This is a genomic window from Streptomyces sp. NBC_00080, from assembly GCF_045041255.1.
Classification (GTDB): Bacteria; Actinomycetota; Actinomycetes; order Streptomycetales; family Streptomycetaceae; genus Streptomyces; species Streptomyces coriariae.
This window is the reverse complement of record NZ_CP108235.1, coordinates 1,050,548-1,067,931: the sequence shown is the minus strand read 5'-3', so window position 1 is coordinate 1,067,931 and position 17,384 is coordinate 1,050,548. Positions and strand designations below refer to the sequence as shown.

The following is a 17,384-nucleotide window of genomic DNA, read 5'->3' as shown; positions in this document are numbered from 1 at the left end:
CATGTTCTATGCCATACCCCATAAGTTACCGACAGGTAGCTCGTTCGGCGGGCCATCTCGTCGCCGGGAGGGGTGAGGCAAGTGAGTCCGCGCAAGAGCGACAGCCGTGACCGGATGATCCTCAGTGCTGCTGCGCTGCTGCGTGAGTACGGGGCAAGCGCGACCAGCATCGACCGTGTGCTCGCCCACAGCGGAGCTCCCCGAGGCTCGGTGTATCACCACTTTCCCGGCGGGCGGACTCAGCTCATCGACGAGGCGGTGGCACTGGCGGGGGACTTCATCGCGGGAATGATCGACGCCGCCATGCAGGCGGATGATCCGGTGGAGGCCGTCGACGCGTTCTTCGCACTGTGGCGCGACCGGCTCGTGGAGAGCGGCTTTCGGGCCGGCTGCCCGATCGTGGCGGTGGCCGTCGAGACCAACGACGACGCACCCCAGCTCGTCGTCTCGGCAGCCGCCGTCTTCGGCCGCTGGCAGGAGGCTCTCGCGGCCCTGTTCGTCCGCCACGGCCTGCCCGAGGAACGCAGCCGTCGGCTGGGCGCCTTCGTCATCGCCGCCGTCGAAGGCGCGGTGATCATGTGCCGGGCCGAGCGCAGCACCGCCCCGATCGAGGCGGCCGCCGCCGAGATCCACGACCTGCTCCTGCACACCTTGCGCGACCGCCCCGGCGCCGAACCCGGGCAGCCCCGGCCGTAGCCCGCAACCACACGCTCCAGTCAGTTCAGTTCGAAGGAGTCGCCATGCCCTCGCTCGACCGTCACGACATCGTCTTCGTCCTCGACCTCGGGGACGGGGAGAACCGCTTCCACCCCGACTGGCTCACCGCCGTCGGTGCCGCGCTCGACGAGGTGGAGAAGGCGGAAGGCCCCCGGGCCCTGGTCACCGCCGCCACCGGCAAGTTCTACTCCAACGGGCTCGACCTGGACTGGCTGTTCGCCCACGCCGACCAGCATCAGGACTACGTCGTCTCCGTCCACGAGCTGTTCGCGCGGCTGCTGTCGCTGCCCGTCGTCACGGTGGCCGCGCTGCAGGGGCACACCTTCGCCGCCGGCGCGATGTTCTCCCTCGCCCACGACTTCCGTGTGATGCGCGCCGACCGCGGATACTGGTGCCTGCCCGAAGCGGACATCAACATCCCCTTCACCCCCGGCATGGCCGCCCTGATCCAGTCCCGGCTGGCGCCGCAGACCGCGCACGAGGCCATGCTCACCGCCCGCCGCTACGGCGGCGACGATGCCGCAGCGGCCGGCATCGTCGACCAGGCGGTCACCGAGGACGCCGTGCGCTCCACCGCCATCGAGATCGCCCGGACGCAGGTGACCAAGGCCGGCGACACCCTCGGCACCATCAAGGCCCGGATGTACGCCCCTGCCCTGGCCACCCTGCGCGAAACAACCGACCCGCTCGGCTGACCGGCACCCTCACCCGCACCCCACCGATCGTCACCCCGCGTCCCGGCTCACCCCGGGGCGAGGGTCGCGCGGGAACACCCCCGCCTCAGATCGTCATCGCCTCCTGTATCCAGCGGTTGACGCGGTACGGCAGCCACCACTCCACGCCGCCGACCGCCAGCACGAGTCGCTCCTCGCGGAGGTCGGCGAGCGCGTCCGACGGCACCGCCGACGCGGGAGCACCGTATGCCAGGCGTTCTATCGCTTCCTGGTAGTGCGGCTCGTCCACCGTGAAACGCCGGAGATCTCCCCAGCGGCGGTCGCGGATCTGGACGAAGCCCGGCCCCCGCCGCCAGAGGCACTTGCCCAGGTAATGCCCGTTGCGCCAGGTCCGCAGCGCGTCCTCCGCCCTTGCCGGGTCCACCCCCTCGATCCGCTGCGGTGGCTGGAGGTGGCTCAGGAGGCGGCTGACGTCCTCGGTGGCCGTCGTGCCCCCGTCCGGATCCGGCCGCAGGTCCCACTCGACGAGCACCGCGCGTGCGGTGAGGTCCCTGACCATACTGAGGGTCCGTACCGCACGGGCCGCCGCGTCCGGCGTTCCCGTGTCCGCGAGATCCACGACGTCGGACAGCCGGACGCGGCGCGCGCCCAGTTTCCACAGCCGGTCGCACTCCTCGGCGACGGGACCGGTGAGCGCGATGTCGCCGAGGAACATCCCCGGCAGCGCGCAGGCGACGGGGTCGTAGTCACGCCAGACGGCGGCGGACGGGGTGAGGGTGGAGCTGCGACTCATCGGACTGACCTCCTGGTGCGCCTGCACGGTCGGACGGCGGTGGGACGGCGCTCGGGCGAGGGCTGAGGAAAGAGGGAGGGAAGAGAAAAGACAGGTCAGACTCCGCTCATGTGCGGCTCGGCCGGCGTGGTGGCCGGTACGGGCGCCGCGTGCCGGTGCCGCATGAAGTCCAGCCGCAGCAGGTCCTCGTTCACCGCCGAGGGTGCGATGTGCACGTACTGCCCGTTGTCGGTGAAGACCAGCCCGAGCCCCACCCAGCGGTCGAGCAACTTCTGCACCTCGTCCTCCTGGAGCGCCCCGCCCGGCACCCGGCCCGCGGCCTTGCGGGTGAGGGCCGACGGCGTGTGCGGCTGGTCCAGCAGCCGGAACGCGGCGATCTCGTACGGGTCGGTCAGCTCCATCGCCCGCCACTCGAAGGCCCGGCGCCTGCTGACCAGGACGATGCGGTCCCCCAGGTCGGCCTGCGTGAGACGCGCGTCGGCGTGGTGCTTGCGCCAGGCGCCGAGCGCGGCGTTGAGCGCGGTGACGGTGGGCTTGCCGATGCCCCGCTCCGGCGCCTCGAAGACGTAGGCGAGTCCGTAGAGCTCCTCCTCCGGCAGGTCGTAGGTGAAGCGGTAGTGCGCCTCCGGGCGCAAGCCGGAGAAGCCCAGCTCGGGCCGGTTGAAGTAGGGGCTGAACCGTTCGATGGCGATACGGGCCGAGAGGTCGACCGGCGGGTTGAGGTGTTCCAGCGCAGGTATCTGAGCGATGACCGGGTCGTAGTCGTCCGCGCTCTCTCCCGGGAAGCCGTGCAGATAGTTCCAGGACACCGACAGGCCGGTCTCGGCGCCGTCGCGGAGCATGCGTACGTTCTGGCAGCCGCTGACGCCCTTGTCCATCAGATCCAGTACGCGGCTGTTCAGGCTCTCGATGCCCGGCTGCACGTAGATCAGGCCCGCGTCGGAGAGCGTACGGAGGTGGGCGCGGCGCATGTTGGCCTTGATCTCGATGTGCAGCCGCAGGTCGTAGCCGCTCTCGATGATCCGGGGCAGGACGGTGGAGAGGTAGCCCATGTCGAGGATGTTGTCGACCACGTACATGTCCAGCACACGGTGGCGGCGGGCGAGATCCATGATCTCGTCGTAGAAGGTGTCCGGGCTCTTGCTGCGGAACTGCATGAAGGATCCGTTGAGTCCGCAGAACGTGCAGTGGTGCTTCTCACCCCACCAGCAGCCTCTGGCGCCCTCGACGACGAGCTTGGGCTCGACCCAGTTGCGGGCCACGGAGGCGCCGAGGCGTTCGAAGTAGCCGCTGTAGTCGGGCGGCAGGATGGTCGCGGGCGGCAGCGGGCTGGTCGCCATCGAGTTGGCGGTGCTCGCACCGTCCGGACCGCGATGGCACAGCCCGGCTACGGTGGAGAGGTCCGGGTGTTCCTCACCGAGCGCGGACAGGAGCTGCGGAAACGCGGCTTCGCCCTCGCCCCGGATCACGTAGTCCGTGAACGGGAAGTTGCGGTGGACCGTCGCGCCCTGCTCGCCGTCGCAGTTGGCGCCGCCGATGACGGTCACGATGTGCGGCGCGAGCTGCTTGACCCGGCGGGCGGCCGCGAGCGCGGCGGTGTTCTGCTGGAAGGTGGAGGTGAAGCCCACGACATCGGGTGCCGCGTCGACGATCCGCCGGGCGATGTCCGCCACGAACTCCGGTACCAGCCGGTGCAGTTCGCGGGTCATCCGCATCCGGGACGCGCCGAGCTTCCCCTTCATCGCGGCGGTGAACTCGTCGTCCCGCCAGTCGGGGTCGTCGTAGAGCGCGGAGGAGAAGACCCAGTCGCCGCAGCCCATGAAGTAGGAGGCCAGCGCGTAGTACTCGTAGTCCTCGGCGGTGAACTCCATACGCCGGGTGATCCAGTCGGTGAACTCGAGGTTGGCGTGCAGGACTTCGGCACTGCCGTCCGGCACGTGCTCGTCCACACTCCGCTTGAGGATTCCCAGGGCCAGAGACGGAAGGTCGATGGGAGACCAGGGCATGTTGACCAGCAGTACGCGCAATGTCAGCTCCTCGTGGGACGGCCGGGAGACGGGGAACGGGGAAGACGGCAGACAGGGGAGGCGGGGCACTTCGGGCAACCGACCGGGGTCGTCGCGGGGACGCACCCGACCCCGTCGGGACGGACGACCCCTCTGCCGCGCGCCCCTGGGTGCCGGGCCGACCGGCCGGCCCGGCATCGGTTGCCGCCGGGCCGGCCGGCGAGGATCAGTCCTCTTCCGCGTCCTCCGCGTTGCGGAACGGGATGGTGATCGTGACGCCGACGCTCGGCTTCCGGTTCTCCTCGTCACCCTCGAGCGGGTCGTTGTGGATGATGTCCTTCTGCATGGACGGTTCTCCTCTCGGTGTGTTCGGCGCTGTCCGTCCCGGCCGCCGCCGCGGTACCGACGCGGCCGGAATCCCCCCTCCGGATGGCGGGGGGCGTCTTGGGGGCGTGGTGCGGGCCGTGCGTGCCGCGCAGCTCGCGGTCGAGGAAGACCACGGCGCGGCGCAGTACGGCGACGTGGTCGCCGCCCTCGTAGCCGTCGTGCCCGCTGTCGAGCCACATCGACTCGTGGCGGGCTCCGGCGGCGCGCAGCGCGGCGAGGTAGCCGCGCACCTGGCCGGGCGGGCACTTGGCGTCCCGGGTGGCGGCCACGACCAGCAGCGGTGCCCGCACGCGCGAGGCGTACTGGATCGGCGAGCTGCGGGCGTACGCCTCGGGCACGTCGTCGGGAGTGCCTCCGTACAGGCGCTCGTCCAGGGTGCGCAGCGCGGACGTGGTGGTGCGGTAGGCGGCGACGCCGTCGGCGACGGGCTTGACGGCGACGCCCGCCTGCCACAGCCCGGGACGGGTGCCGAGGGCCAGCAGCGTGAGGTAGCCGCCCCACGATGTGCCCCACAGCCCGACGGCGTCCGGCCGTGCCAGCCCGCGCCCGATCAGATCGGCGCGCACCGCCACCAGGTCCTCGACCTGCGTGAGCCCCACGCCCGCGCCGAAGGCCCGGCGCCAGCGGGGGCCGTAGCCGGTGGAGCCCCGGTAGTTGACGCGTGCCACGGCGAAGCCCGAGGCCACGAGCGAGTGCACGACACCGTCGTAGGCATCACGGTCGTGGTCGGCGGGACCGCCGTGTACGAGGAAGACGACGGGCGGCGGCGCGCCCCGCTCCCTGGTCGCCCGGCCCTCGGAGGTTTCGTCCTGCGGGCCTTCGGGACCCTGTGGCAGGCCGTGGCCTTCGGGAAGGCTGAGCCACGAGTGCACGGGGCCGTCCGGGGTCGGCGTCCACAGGTCGCGGTGGTCGCCGGGTACGCGCCCCGGCACGGTGCCGAGGGCAGGCAGCGCGGTACCGGCCGTGGAGTACATGCGCGGCGGATGCGCCGTGTCCGTCCACAGGTAGTGCACATCGCCACCGGCCCGCGGCGCGGCGTCCAGCAGACTGCCGGGCGGCGTCGGCACGCGCGTGAGGGTGCCGGAGTCCAGGCGGGCCCGGTGCAGGGTGCTGCGGCCGTGGCGGTCCTCGCGGATCAGGACGGTACGGCCCTCGTTCTCGTCCGGGTACCAGCGGGCGGTGATCTCACTGTCGAACGCGCACCACGCGTACGTACGGATCCCCGTGTCCGGGCGCCAACTGGCCAGCAGATAGCGGTCGTCGTCCTCGCGCACCAGCAGCAGTTCGTCGCGTTCGGCGGTGGGCGCGAAGCCGAGCGACCAGAGTCTGCCGTGTTCCCCGGAGCCGGAGAGCACCGCGCGCGGTGTGCCGTCCGCGGTCAGGACGGTCACGGCGTGCGCGGAGCCGGCGGGTCCGCTGATCGCGAGCAGGCCGGCCGCGGCGGTGATCCCGGACAGCGTGGCGTGCCGTTCGACGCGCGTCACCTCGCGGGCCGAAGCGCCACGCCGGCCCAGGTGGACGGTGGTCGTCCGGCCGTCCCCCAGACCTATGGCGACGATCCCGTCGTCACTCACGGCCAGGCCGCGCGGGGTGCCCGGGGGCACGCCGGTCAGCCCGGGGAGGTCGGGGCCGCCGTGGAAGGGCTGGAACCGCCAGTGACCCTCGCCGTGCGCGTCCTCGTCGAACCACCACACGTTCGCGTCCCGGTCGATCGTTCCGTGCAGGGTGCCCCGCGGCCGGTCGGTGACCTGGCGGGCGCGCCTGGTTTCGGCGTTCCAGGCGAACACCTCGCACCGGCCTTTCGCGTCCGCGGTGAACGCCATCAGTGCCGGATCGGCGGCGCAGACCTCGGGCAGGGCGGCGAGGTAGACCTGGTAGCGGGATCCGGTCATGCGTCTCGCCCCCTCGCCCGAACGTCTTCCGCCGGTGTGCCCTTCGGCGGTGCGCCCGACGCCAGGGTGCGTCCCGCGCGGAGGGTCGTGTGCAGAGCGAGCAGGACCAGTACCCCGGCGGAGACGAGCGCGGGCCCGGCGGCCCCCGCGTGAGCCGTCAGGAACCCGGCGAGCGCGGGCGCCGTGGCTGCGGCTCCGCCGGCGGCGGTGGCGAGGACGGAGCCGGCGCGGGCCTGGAGTTCGGGCGGCGTTCCCTGAATGGCCCGGGCCTGGAGGATCACGGTGGCCGGCGGCATGATCAGGCACAACCCGCCGAACAGCGCCCCGTACGCCCACGGTCCCCCGGCCGTCGCGAGCGCGGCGGCGAGCGGGACCATGAGCCAGGACACCGTCACAACCGCCCGTACGGGGCTCAGTCCGCGCACCAGCCGGGGCGCGGCGAGCGAACCGGCGAGTCCGGCGGCGCCGGACAGCGCCAGGACCAGCCCCATGGACGTGCCGCCGTGGCCGCTCTCCTGCAAGGTGAAGACGGCGTCGTAGTACAGCGCGGCCAGTACGCCGTTGACGGTGGTGGTCCATACAAGTACCAGCCGCAGCAGGGGCGTCGTGCGGACGAGCCGGACTCCGGCGCTCGCCTCGGCGGCCAGAGCGGACCATGTGCCGGGTGCGGAGCGAGGCACGGGTCGTGGCACGGGCCGCGGAACGCAAGCGTCCTGGGCCGCGCTCCCGGCCGACTCCGACGCGCCGTCGGACCGGTCCGACGCGTCGGCCCGGTTTGTCATGTCCACCGCGTCCGCGCTGTCGGTCCGGTCGGCCCGCAGGTGCGAGCGCATGGCCCGGACGCACGCGGCCGTGACGGCGTACGAGACCGCGTCCAACACGAAGGGCAGCGCGCGCGAGACCTGGTACAGCATGCCGCCCAGAGCGGGTCCCGCGACCAGGGCGCCCCGGTCACCCGCCTCCAGCCCGGCCACCACGCGGGGGAGGTTCCCGGGCGTGGAGATCAGGGCTACCGTGCCGCGGGCCGCCGCCTCGTAGCAGGCGGTGGCGGTACGTTCCACAAGTACGGCGGCGAGCAGATGGACCAGTGAAGGCCGTCCTTCCGCGACGGCCAGGACCACGGCCACGGAGCCCATCGCGAGCGCCGAGACCACCGCCGACCAGAACATCACCCGCTTGCGCGCGCCACGGTCGGCGGGTACGGCGACGAGCGGGCCGAGCATCAGCCCGGTCGCCGTTGACACCCCCGCGACCAGCCCCACCACCGCCGGCGAGTAGCCGAGCCCGAGGAGCAGCAGCGGCAGGACGACCCCGGACGCCTGGCTGCCCAGGGAGTCGGCGGCGTTCGCGCACCAGAAGAGCCGGACGTCGCGGGTGGGGGGTCCGGTGTCCTCGGCAGGCTCGGTGTCGTTGATCAGGTCCGCCGGAGTCGAAACGGCCCGGACGCGCGAGGCCCCTGTTTCGGGGACGGAAGATCCCATGCGCAGCCCTCCCCGTTCTGCCGTCACTCTCGAAGTCACATGCGAGATCGCATGCGAAATAGCGCCACAGTTGACAAAGGTGTGCAGAAAAGGTGCAGGAATTGAAACGCTCGGGAGCTTAACCAGGAGCCGATGTGAAGGACAAGGACGCCCGAACGAGGGCCGGTTCGATTTCACGCGAGCGGCGTGGGGCGCGCCAGGGCCCCGTCCGGCGGCATCGGGACGAGTGTCTCTCGGCGCGCCCGACGTCCGCGATCACCGCGTCGGGGTAGCGAATTCGGGCGGCGGCGGCACGGCGCCCGGGATTCCCGCTTCGCTTTGGCATCCGCGGCGCCGAATGAATCTTCCGGGCGGGGGAGCCCCTTGTGGATCGTCGTCGATCACGCCGGACATAAGCCGGAATTCGCCACTCCGTGTGGGGAACGGCATCTGAACTGCGGGGGGAACGGGACGGGACCCCGTGGACCGGCCTCGGCCACACCACGTGCCGCCACGCCTCGCCATGAATGCCGGACACGCCCCCCACGCCCGCCGCCGACGGCATGGGCAGCCTTCCCGGTGGCGAACGCGACTCCCGGCGTCGACGCGCCTTACGCCGCGCACCCCACCCGAGGAGAAGACCCCGACGGAAGTGCGTGGGCCCGTGCGGTATCCGGAATCCAACTCCCCGGATATCGCCGGACCTACGGCAACGGGCTCAAGTTATTGGCCGGAATCGTGCGAGAGACAAGCGGGAAAGAGCCAGGCGGGCAGGGAGAACCGAGATCGTCTTCCCGACGCCGCAGCCTGCCCTGGCACAGGCCGCCCGGCCCGTACCGGCCGCTGCGGCGCCGGGCTGCCCTGTCACAGGCTGCCCGTCCCGTACCGGCCGGCTGCGGCGTCGGCGGTGGCTTGTGCTCCGGCCACGGTGCGGGCCTCGGCTGCGCAGTGGCGTCGCCGACTGCCTTCGCCGGCCGTGAAGGGTGTCCATGACCGGCGCGGCGCAGCGTTCAGTACTGCTCGGTCTCCACGAATCCCGCGTCGGCGTCGTCGTCCGCACCGATGGCGGCGGCGGTCGGGTCGAATCCGGGCGGGCTGTCCTTGAGGCCCAGGCCCATGCCGGCCAGCTTCGCCTTGACCTCGTCGATGGACTTCGCACCGAAGTTGCGGATGTCCAGGAGGTCGGCCTCGGAGCGGGCGACGAGCTCACCCACGGAATGGACGCCCTCACGCTTGAGGCAGTTGTACGACCGGACGGTGAGCTCGAGCTCCTCGATCGGCATGACCAGGTCGGCGGCGAGAGCGGCGTCCACCGGGGACGGGCCCATGTCGATGCCCTCGGCGTCGATGTTCAGCTCGCGGGCGAGACCGAACAGCTCGACCAGCGTCTTACCGGCGGAGGCCATGGCGTCACGGGGACGCATCGCCTGCTTGGTCTCGACGTCGACGATCAGCTTGTCGAAGTCGGTGCGCTGCTCGACACGCGTGGCCTCGACCTTGTACGTGACCTTGAGAACCGGCGAGTAGATCGAGTCGACCGGGACGCGCCCGATCTCCTGACCGAGCTGCTTGTTCTGCACCGCGGAGACGTAACCGCGACCGCGCTCGACGGTCAGCTCCATCTCCAGCTTGCCCTTGCCGTTGAGCGTGGCGAGGACGAGGTCGGGGTTGTGCACCTCGACACCGGCCGGGGGCGCGATGTCGGCGGCGGTGACCAGACCCGGGCCCTGCTTGCGCAGGTACATCACGACCGGCTCGTCGTGCTCCGAGGAGACGACCAGCTGCTTGATGTTGAGGATCAGGTCGGTGACGTCCTCCTTGACGCCCGGCACGGTGGTGAACTCGTGCAGCACGCCGTCGATACGGATGGACGTGACCGCCGCACCCGGGATCGAGGACAGAAGCGTCCGGCGCAGGGAGTTTCCGAGGGTGTAACCGAAGCCCGGCTCCAGCGGCTCGATCACGAACCGGGAACGGAACTCGTCGACGACCTCTTCGGTCAGGGACGGACGCTGAGCGATCAGCACGTGGTGTTGCCTCCAAGGGTTTGGCGCCCATCATGGACACCGTGGTCAGCATCAAGGGTACGTGCGATACGAGCGATACAGCCGCCGCGGAGGCCGACCCGCCCGACTTTGCCCCGGCAAGGCTCCTTTCCGCCTGCCGCCCCCACGCCCCTTTCTCATGTGCCCGCGTCCGGCTCGCGGGCACGCAGGACGGTCAGGCGGACCTGCGCGGCCACGGCTGCTGATGCCGTGATCACGGCATTGGCCGGCACCGTCGGCAGGGGCGGTGCCCACTGCTCGTGGGGCCGCGCGCCGACGCGTCCCGGCACGGAACACCCGCTCGCCTTCCGACCGCGTCCCGCGTTGCCGACCTTCGGCCCGTGGACGGGGGCACGGGGCGCCGGCGGCCCTGGCTCCTCTTGAGCGGCCCGGAGGACGGTGTGCGGACGACCCCGAGCACCGCTGAGCAGAACCGGCCGCCTCCTGTTCCCGACCCTGTGGTCGACGGCACGACGTAAGGATTCCGTCATCAGCTGCGGGGTGCGGGATGTCCGCCGGTGTCCGTTGAATGGGAGGGCAGGAAAGAAGTCTCGGGAGGACGAGGGGGATGGGGCGCGTGCGAAAGGCATTGACCGGGCCGTTGGTCATCGCGGTGCTGGTGGCGGCGGTCGGTGGGGTCGGCTTCGGGCTGTACTGGTTCCAGCCCTGGAAGCTGTGGCAGGACCAGACCGTCCAGGAGGCCCTGCCAGGGGGCACGGAGACCTCCGCGCCGCCTGCCGCGGCGCCCTCGGGCGAGACCTCCGCGCCGCCCGCCGCGGCGCCCTCGGGCGAGCCCTCCGCGCCGTCCTCCCCGGCCACCGGGCCGCAGACGCTGGCCAGTGGTGAGCTGATCAGCCACGAGCACGCGACATCGGGCACGGTGAAGCTCGTACGGCTGGCCGACGGCTCCTTTGTCGTCCGGCTGGAGAACCTCGACACCAGCAACGGGCCGGACCTGCGGGTCCTGCTGACCGACGCGCCGGTGAAGCACGGGAGGGCCGGGTGGCGTGTGTTCGACGACGGGAAACATGTCAGCCTCGGCAAACTGAAGGGCAACAAAGGAAGTCAGAACTACGACCTGCCCACCGAGGTGAATCCGTCGGACTATGGCAGCGTGAGCATCTGGTGCGACCGTTTCGACGTGTCGTTCGGCGCCGCCGAGCTCACCCGAGTCTGACGGCGGTGGCTCGCCGCTCACGGACGGCAGGCGGAAGCGGGTAAGGCCCGCGCACCGAAGGCCCGTGAGCGGTCGGTGCGTCCGGAGCCGGACGGGGTTTCCTTTCCCCAGGGGTATCGCGGCCGTCCGCGGCGGGGTCCAATGGATAGGGGCAGGCGCTTTCGCGCCCGCACCGGTCAGAAGAGGCACGCAATGGATCCATGGCTGATCTGGTTGATCATCGCAGCCGTGTTGGCTGCGGCGGAGATCTTCACCCTGACCGCTGCGCTCGGAATGCTGAGCGTGGCCGCGCTGGTCACGGCGGGGTCGGCCGCATTCGGGCTGCCACTGCCCTGGCAATTCCTGGTGTTCACCGTCGTCGCCACGGTCACCGTGCTGTTCGTGCGCCCCATTGCGCTGCGCCACGTCCTCCAGCCCCAAGCGGAGAGGTTCGGCGTGGACGCGCTGATCGGCAAGGGTGCCTATGTCGTCTCCGAGGTGACGGCCCTGGGCGGCAGGGTCCGCATCGACGGTGAGGAGTGGACGGCCCGCGCCTATGACGAGACGCTGGTGATTCCTCCTGGAAAGACCGTCGATGTCATGGAGATCAGCGGCGCCACCGCGATTGTCTACCCCCGGGACTGAAGCCATGGAAACCTCGGCGTTCCTGATTGCCGGCCTGCTCGTCGCGCTGATCGTGGTTTTCACCGTGGTGCGGGCGGTCCGTATCGTGCCCCAGGCACGCGCTCGCAACGTCGAGCGGCTCGGCCGCTACCACCGGACCCTGAATCCCGGTCTCAGCCTCGTGATCCCGTACATCGACCGCGTTCACCCGGTGATCGATCTGCGCGAGCAGGTCGTTTCCTTCAAACCGCAACCGGTCATCACCGAGGACAATCTTGTTGTCGAGATCGACACCGTTCTGTATTTCCAGGTCACGGACCCGCGTGCGGCTTTCTACGAGATCGCCAATTTCCTTCAGGCGGTCGAGCAGCTCACCGTCACCACCTTGCGCAACGTCGTGGGATCCATGGACCTGGAAAAGACGCTGACCTCGCGGGACACCATCAACAGTCAGCTGCGTGGCGTGTTGGACGAGGCCACCGGAAAGTGGGGGTTGAGGGTCAACCGGGTGGAGATCAAGGCCATCGATCCTCCGCAGTCCATCAAGGACGCGATGCAGAAGCAGATGCGGGCCGAGCGGGACAAGCGCGCTGCGATTCTCGGGGCCGAGGGGCAGCGTCAGTCACAGATCCTCACCGCCGAAGGCGACAAACAGGCGGCCGTCCTGCGCGCGGAGGGTAACCGTACCGCCGCGATCCTCCAGGCCGAGGGCCAGTCCCGGGCCATCGACGAGGTGTTCCAGGCCGTGCATCGCAACGACCCCGACCCCAAGCTGCTGGCCTACCAGTACCTTCAGACGCTGCCGCAACTCGCGCAGGGCTCGGGGAACAATTTCTGGGTGATCCCCAGCGAGATCACCTCCGCACTCCAGGGTGTGTCCCGCGCCTTCACCGAGGTGCTGCCTCCGTCGCCGGCCACCCGCGAGAAGCCCGCGGACGACATGGTCGCCCAGGCCGCCAACGACAAGGCTCAGGCCGAACAGGCCGCCGCCGCGGCGCTCGCCGACGCGGCTCAGGCCGAGGGCGTCGACCCCGATGCCCACCCGTCTCACCCGCCTCACTGACGGCGGGCAGCGCCTCACGCGACGCGCACATCGGCAATCGTTCGAGCACCTGACGATCCGCCCATGACTGCCCGCCAAGCCTGCGCGGTGTGAGTTCCGAACGGTGCCGGTGGCCAGCTGCCCGAGTCCCGGTGCTGCCGACAGTCAGCCCATGGGGCGTGGCCCGATTCGGCGGCGAGTACCGCGGGGGTGCTGCCGAAACCCCGGCCACGACCGCGAGCCTGGTCATCGTCACGGTCACCTCGGCCACCGCCCTGTCGGCGCATGCCCGGGACGGGCACGTCCGCCGGCGGACGGGGCTGCTGTTCGCAGCGGCGGGGATCGGCCCCGCGATGCTGGGCGGCGCGCTCGCCGGCCGTGTCCCCGAGGCACTGCTGACGGCGGCCTTCGCCCTGGTCGCGGGCGGAGCCGCACTCCTTGTGCTCCGGCCGCGCGTGACACCGGACGCCGCGGTGACGTCGCGTCCGGGCCGGGCCGGGCCGGGCCGCGGCTGCGGGGGCCGGGCTCGGCGCCGTCACCGGCGTCCTCGGCGTCGGTGGGGGCTTCCTCGCCGTACCGGCACCGGTGAGCGTGGTCGGGATGCGGATGGGCGACGCGGTGGGCACCGGCCTGCTGGTCATCACCGTCAACTCCCTGGCCGCGCTGACAGCGCGCGCCGGCACGGTCGACGGCCTGGAGTGGGCGGTCGTCGGGCCGTTCGTCGGGGCCGCGATCCTCGGCGCTTGGGACGGGAAACGGCTGGCCGCGAAGGTCTCCGAGCACGCGCTGCGGCGGACTTTCGCCCTGGTGCTCCTGGCCGTGGCCGCGTCCATGCTGGTCGACGCGGTGCTGTGAGCCGCCGAAGCCCGCCGATCCGGGCTGAGCCCTACGCGAGGGAGAGGAACAGCTTTTCCAGACGGGCACGCATCTGGGTGCTGTCCTCGCCGTTCTTCCGGTCGGACTCGATGTCCGCCACACACTGCTGCAAGCCCGTCGCGATGATCGCGAAACCGGCCCGGTCGAGGGCCCGGGAGGCAGCCGCCAACTGCGTGACGACGTCCTCGCAATCGCGCCCCTCCTCGATCATCCGGATCACACCGGCGATCTGACCCTGCGCTCGGCGCAGCCGGTTCAGCACGGCCTTCAGGTCAGCACCCGCAAGCTCCAGCTCCACGATCACTCCTTCGAATCACATACCCCTAGGGGTATGGTATGTCCCGGTTCGGGACGGCGTCGCCCATCAGGAATCCCGACCACCAAGGATCACACCTGCCATGACCGGTTCTCCCACGCCCGTCGCCCTCGGTGCCGATCAGGCGCGCACCCGGCTCCACGAGCTCACCGTCATCGACGTCCGCCCGCCCGCCGAGTACGCCTCCGGCCACTTGCCCGGCGCCCTGAACATCCGCCTCGACCTCGTCCCGCGCACGCTGCCGGAGATACGGCACGCCGCCGAACGCGGCGACGTCCTGGTCGTGTGGGCCTCCGGCGTCCGCTCGGAGAGCACCTGCAAGCTGCCGGCCGAGCGGGGCATTCCCGCCGCCACCCTGGCCGGAGGTACCGGTGCCTGGGCCGCCGAGGGGCACGACCTGCACACACGGCCGCCCGTGGCACGCGGGCCGGCTGGAGCATGGAACGCCAGGTCCGTTTCACGGCCGGTGTCGTGGTGCTCCTGGGCCTCGTCCTCGGCCTGCTCGTGCATCCGGCCTTCCAGGTCCTGTCGGCGGGCATCGCGGGCGGGCTTGTCTTCTCCGCGGTCACCCATACGTGCGGCATGGCCGTCGCCCTGGGCAAGCTGCCTCACAACCGCCCCCGCGCGGCCGAGCTCTACGCCGCGCTCGCCGCCCTGCGCGGTCGCCGAGACGGGCGCTGAAGGGCGCTGCCGTCGTCCTGCGGCCTGCCGGTGCACGTCCGGCGACCAGGTGGCCGCCACCGGACCCGGAATCCCCGCCTCGACTTCGTCAGCCGGTCGAGCAGCTCACCGTCCGGTGGCGGTCGGACCGCGCTCCTGGCTACCGGCGGTGCATGGTCTCCAGAGCTCCGGCGAGGACGTGGGGATCGTGGTGGCCCTTGTAGACCGCGGGTGGTTGTTTTTCGAGGCCGAGGAGTCGGGACACCGCCGTCCAGGCGGTGCGTACGGAGTACTCGACGGTGAAGACGACGTCGTCGGGCACCTCGGCGAACTGTCCGATGAAGGCGAGGTTGACCGATACCTCGGGAACGACCTTGGGACGGTCGTCGCGCCGACGGGCCAGGAACTGGCTGGTGATGTACGGCATCACGCAGGGCACGACGGTGGAGGTGGCCAGGACGCGGGCCGTGAGTGCCTCGTCGAACCGCAGGTGGCGCAACACTTCTTCCAGGATCTCCCGGCCGGAGCACATCGTCATCGGTTTGGGCGTGTGGTTGCCCGCGCGGCCGGGGAAGAGGCCGTAACCCCACCAGACCGAGACCCCGTCGGGCTGGTCGCGGTAGACGGGCTGGCGCTGGGCGACGATGGTGAGCAGCCAGTTGGAATCGGTGAACGTCATCAAGCCGGCCTTGCCCGTGTCCCGGCCCGTGAACTCCTCCAACGCCTGGAGGAAAGCGGGATCCTCGGTCGTGACGGTGAACGACTCCCAGCGGGACTCCTTGACGTGCTTGTCGAAGGCGGCGGGGTTGCCGAAGTCCTCACGCCCCCGGGCAAGCCGGTGCCACAGCAGCCAGGCGTCGGAGCGATGGGGCGCCGGTCGGGGCGCCGCGCTGTGTGAGCCGAGGCTGGAGGCATCGGTCATGGAGCCGTTGGTGACCAGGACCAGGTCCTCGGGAGCGACGGTGATCTTCTCGTCGTGGCCGCCACGGGTGAGGTGGACGGTCTGCACGGTGCCACTCCGAGGACCGGGTGTGAACCCGAGGTCGGTGACACTGCAGCCGGTGTGGAAGGTGACGCCGCGCTCGCGCAGCCAGGTCGTCAGCGGCAGCACGATGGAGTCGTACTGGTTGTAACGGGTCCGCTGGATGCCTGACATGGAGGCGAACTCGGGGAAGAGGTGGACGAAACGCCTGAGGTAGCGGCGGAACTCGATCGCGCTGTGCCAGGGCTGGAAGGCGAACGTGGTGCACCACATGAACCAGAAGTTCGTGGTGAAGAAGTGTTCGCCGAAGCAGTCGGTGATCCGCTTGCCGTCCAAGTGTCCTTCAGGGGTCGCCAGACACCTGACCAGGTCTATCCGGTCCCGCTCGGAGAACCCCATCGAGCGGACGTCGACGATCTTTCCCTCTCCGTCGACGAGACGGCTGATGTCGTCCCAGGCGAAGTCCTCGTGCCCGGCCAGGGTCTCCTGGGTCACCGACACCGAGGGGTCGTCGAGGGAGGGGATGCCGGACAGCAGGTCGTACGTGCAGCGGAACTCGGCCTCGAACATCCGCCCGCCGCGCATCGTGTAACCGGTCTGCGCCGTGCCACCCGCGTCCAGGCTCCCGCCGATGCTCCGCTGCTCCTCGTAGAGGTGGATGTCGGATCCGTCGAAACCGCCGTCGCGGACGAGGAACGTCGCCGCGGCGAGCGCGGCGATGCCGCTGCCCACCAGATACGCCTTGGCCACCGCACAACTCCTTGTTCTGTCCAGCTGATCGGGAACCGCACGGCCACTCTCGTCCGTGCCGCGACGGCGGTCAGTGGGCCGATGGTCACCGGCTGGGTCCGTATGGCCCATGCGGCGGGCCCGGCCGGCCGTTCGAGGGCAGAGGGCAGAGGGCAGCCGAAGGGCAGCCGAAGGGCAGCCGAAGGGCAGACGAAGGCCCGGCCGGTGGACCGTCACCGACCGGGCCCGTCCTTGCCTCGGACTCACGCCGGGCGGGGTTCGCCTCTCGCGCCGGCAGCCGGTGGACGGCGGCAGCTCCGGGAGCTCCCACCCGGGAGACGGGACCGGGATCCTGTTGGGGCACAGGAGGGGCCGTCCGGCCGATGACGAACCGCCCTCCCGGGCGTCCCGGCAGCCGAGCGCGCATCAACCGGTCTTGTGACCCCACTCAGGGCCGACCAGGTCCCACTCGCTGCCCCATTGAGCGATGCGCCGCCGGTCGAGCCTCCACCGCGCGACGGCTCCGGCGCCGAAGGCCATGCCCGTGAGGGCGAGCGCCGCCGCGGCGGCCAGGACGCCGCCTTCGATGGCTGCCTCCGTGGGACTCGGCGGCTCGGCGGTGATCTCTCCTCGGCCGTCTGTCCAGACGACGACCTCGGTTCCGGCCTTCAGACCGTCCTCCACCAAGGTCTCGTCGGTGTGGACGGAGCCGTCAGGGCCCGTCCAGCGGACGCGCGCCGCGGTCTGTCCGCCGGTCGTCCCGATCCCCGACACCTCTCGCGGTACGTCGGTGAGGAGCGTGGCGTGTACCGAGGAGCGTTCGGCGCGCTGGCGGGCGAACATCTCATCGGATGCGTGGACCGTCACCAGGCCGACCACGGTGCCGCCCACCGCGGCCACCACCCATACGGCAAGCACGATCCAGGCCTCGACGACGTCGTCGCGCCGGCGCAGCGGATTGCCTCGCCACCGCCAGAGCCTCTTCCGTGTACGCGTGATGCCCTTCATCGGCCCGCCCCTCCTCC

General features: G+C 70.9%; 14 protein-coding genes and 2 pseudogenes. 7 read left to right on the top strand and 9 right to left on the bottom strand.

Features of this window, described 5'->3' with window-relative positions; genetic code table 11:
- The first annotated feature begins 81 nt into the window (after positions 1-81).
- Together OHU34_RS04725 and OHU34_RS04720 are read left to right on the top strand one after the other, a co-directional pair.
- Entirely contained in the window at positions 82-696 is a 615-nt protein-coding gene (locus tag OHU34_RS04725; RefSeq protein ID WP_230193590.1) for a TetR/AcrR family transcriptional regulator, read from the top strand.
- A gap of 44 nt (positions 697-740) precedes the next feature.
- Positions 741-1,412: an enoyl-CoA hydratase-related protein gene (locus tag OHU34_RS04720; RefSeq protein ID WP_405764920.1), complete on the top strand. Its 672-nt coding sequence runs from the start codon at positions 741-743 to the stop codon at positions 1,410-1,412.
- An 85-nt stretch (positions 1,413-1,497) separates the two neighbouring features.
- Here OHU34_RS04720 and OHU34_RS04715 read toward each other — a convergent pair whose 3' ends face one another.
- From OHU34_RS04715 to OHU34_RS04690, 6 genes are all read right to left on the bottom strand, one after another.
- The gene (locus tag OHU34_RS04715; protein ID WP_142267570.1) at positions 1,498-2,184 is read right to left on the bottom strand and encodes a DUF5825 family protein; all 687 of its coding nucleotides are present in this window, start codon (positions 2,182-2,184) and stop codon (positions 1,498-1,500) included.
- 95 nt (positions 2,185-2,279) lie between these two features.
- Positions 2,280-4,211, bottom strand: coding sequence for a RiPP maturation radical SAM C-methyltransferase (locus OHU34_RS04710; protein ID WP_142267571.1), 1,932 nt, complete (start codon positions 4,209-4,211; stop codon positions 2,280-2,282).
- Between the two features lie 284 nt (positions 4,212-4,495).
- Positions 4,496-6,469 (bottom strand): alpha/beta hydrolase family protein, encoded by a 1,974-nt coding sequence (locus OHU34_RS04705; protein ID WP_405764917.1) that lies wholly within the window; start codon positions 6,467-6,469, stop codon positions 4,496-4,498.
- Positions 6,466-7,950 (bottom strand): MFS transporter, encoded by a 1,485-nt coding sequence (locus tag OHU34_RS04700; RefSeq protein WP_405764916.1) that lies wholly within the window; start codon positions 7,948-7,950, stop codon positions 6,466-6,468. The genes OHU34_RS04705 and OHU34_RS04700 overlap by 4 nt, the downstream gene beginning before the upstream one ends.
- 989 nt (positions 7,951-8,939) lie before the next feature.
- Entirely contained in the window at positions 8,940-9,956 is a 1,017-nt protein-coding gene (locus OHU34_RS04695; protein ID WP_054238786.1) for a DNA-directed RNA polymerase subunit alpha, read from the bottom strand.
- A 155-nt stretch (positions 9,957-10,111) separates the two neighbouring features.
- Entirely contained in the window at positions 10,112-10,264 is a 153-nt protein-coding gene (locus OHU34_RS04690) for a hypothetical protein (protein WP_160160026.1), read from the bottom strand.
- Between the two features lie 278 nt (positions 10,265-10,542).
- On the opposite strand from OHU34_RS04690, the gene OHU34_RS04685 reads away from it, so the two are divergent.
- The 4 genes and pseudogenes from OHU34_RS04685 to OHU34_RS04670 all read left to right on the top strand — a co-directional run bounded on the left by OHU34_RS04685 (position 10,543) and on the right by OHU34_RS04670 (position 13,651).
- A complete protein-coding gene (locus tag OHU34_RS04685) occupies positions 10,543-11,151 on the top strand; it encodes a DM13 domain-containing protein (RefSeq protein ID WP_405764914.1) in 609 nt (202 codons plus the stop codon).
- Between the two features lie 192 nt (positions 11,152-11,343).
- Entirely contained in the window at positions 11,344-11,775 is a 432-nt protein-coding gene (locus tag OHU34_RS04680; protein ID WP_142267575.1) for an NfeD family protein, read from the top strand.
- Between the two features lie 4 nt (positions 11,776-11,779).
- Positions 11,780-12,817 (top strand): SPFH domain-containing protein, encoded by a 1,038-nt coding sequence (locus OHU34_RS04675; protein ID WP_142267576.1) that lies wholly within the window; start codon positions 11,780-11,782, stop codon positions 12,815-12,817.
- A gap of 89 nt (positions 12,818-12,906) precedes the next feature.
- Positions 12,907-13,651, top strand: a pseudogene (locus tag OHU34_RS04670) (sulfite exporter TauE/SafE family protein).
- Between the two features lie 31 nt (positions 13,652-13,682).
- Here OHU34_RS04670 and OHU34_RS04665 read toward each other — a convergent pair.
- Positions 13,683-13,970 carry a metal-sensitive transcriptional regulator gene (locus OHU34_RS04665; RefSeq protein WP_142268214.1) on the bottom strand — a complete coding sequence of 96 codons (288 nt, stop codon included), beginning with the start codon at positions 13,968-13,970 and terminating at the stop codon, positions 13,683-13,685.
- Between the two features lie 100 nt (positions 13,971-14,070).
- Between OHU34_RS04665 and OHU34_RS04660 the strand changes: the two are divergent.
- Positions 14,071-14,669 (top strand): annotated as a pseudogene (locus tag OHU34_RS04660) (rhodanese-like domain-containing protein).
- A gap of 139 nt (positions 14,670-14,808) precedes the next feature.
- On the opposite strand, the gene OHU34_RS04655 reads toward OHU34_RS04660, so the two are convergent.
- Together OHU34_RS04655 and OHU34_RS04650 are read right to left on the bottom strand one after the other, a co-directional pair.
- Positions 14,809-16,380, bottom strand: a complete 1,572-nt coding sequence (locus tag OHU34_RS04655; protein ID WP_142267577.1) for an oleate hydratase — start codon at positions 16,378-16,380, stop codon at positions 14,809-14,811.
- 405 nt (positions 16,381-16,785) lie between these two features.
- Positions 16,786-17,367 (bottom strand): hypothetical protein, encoded by a 582-nt coding sequence (locus OHU34_RS04650; RefSeq protein WP_405764910.1) that lies wholly within the window; start codon positions 17,365-17,367, stop codon positions 16,786-16,788.
- Positions 17,368-17,384: the final 17 nt, after the last annotated feature.

Bases quoted from the DNA above. Each gene is read 5' to 3' on its own strand.
- OHU34_RS04685 (WP_405764914.1), top strand. From the start codon at position 10,543: ATGGGGCGCGTGCGAAAGGCATTGACCGGGCCGTTGGTCATCGCGGTG.
- OHU34_RS04705 (WP_405764917.1), bottom strand. From the start codon at position 6,469: ATGACCGGATCCCGCTACCAGGTCTACCTCGCCGCCCTGCCCGAGGTC.
- OHU34_RS04715 (WP_142267570.1), bottom strand. From the start codon at position 2,184: ATGAGTCGCAGCTCCACCCTCACCCCGTCCGCCGCCGTCTGGCGTGAC.
- OHU34_RS04700 (WP_405764916.1), bottom strand. From the start codon at position 7,950: ATGGGATCTTCCGTCCCCGAAACAGGGGCCTCGCGCGTCCGGGCCGTT.
- OHU34_RS04675 (WP_142267576.1), top strand. From the start codon at position 11,780: ATGGAAACCTCGGCGTTCCTGATTGCCGGCCTGCTCGTCGCGCTGATC.
- OHU34_RS04680 (WP_142267575.1), top strand. From the start codon at position 11,344: ATGGATCCATGGCTGATCTGGTTGATCATCGCAGCCGTGTTGGCTGCG.
- OHU34_RS04650 (WP_405764910.1), bottom strand. From the start codon at position 17,367: ATGAAGGGCATCACGCGTACACGGAAGAGGCTCTGGCGGTGGCGAGGC.
- OHU34_RS04720 (WP_405764920.1), top strand. From the start codon at position 741: ATGCCCTCGCTCGACCGTCACGACATCGTCTTCGTCCTCGACCTCGGG.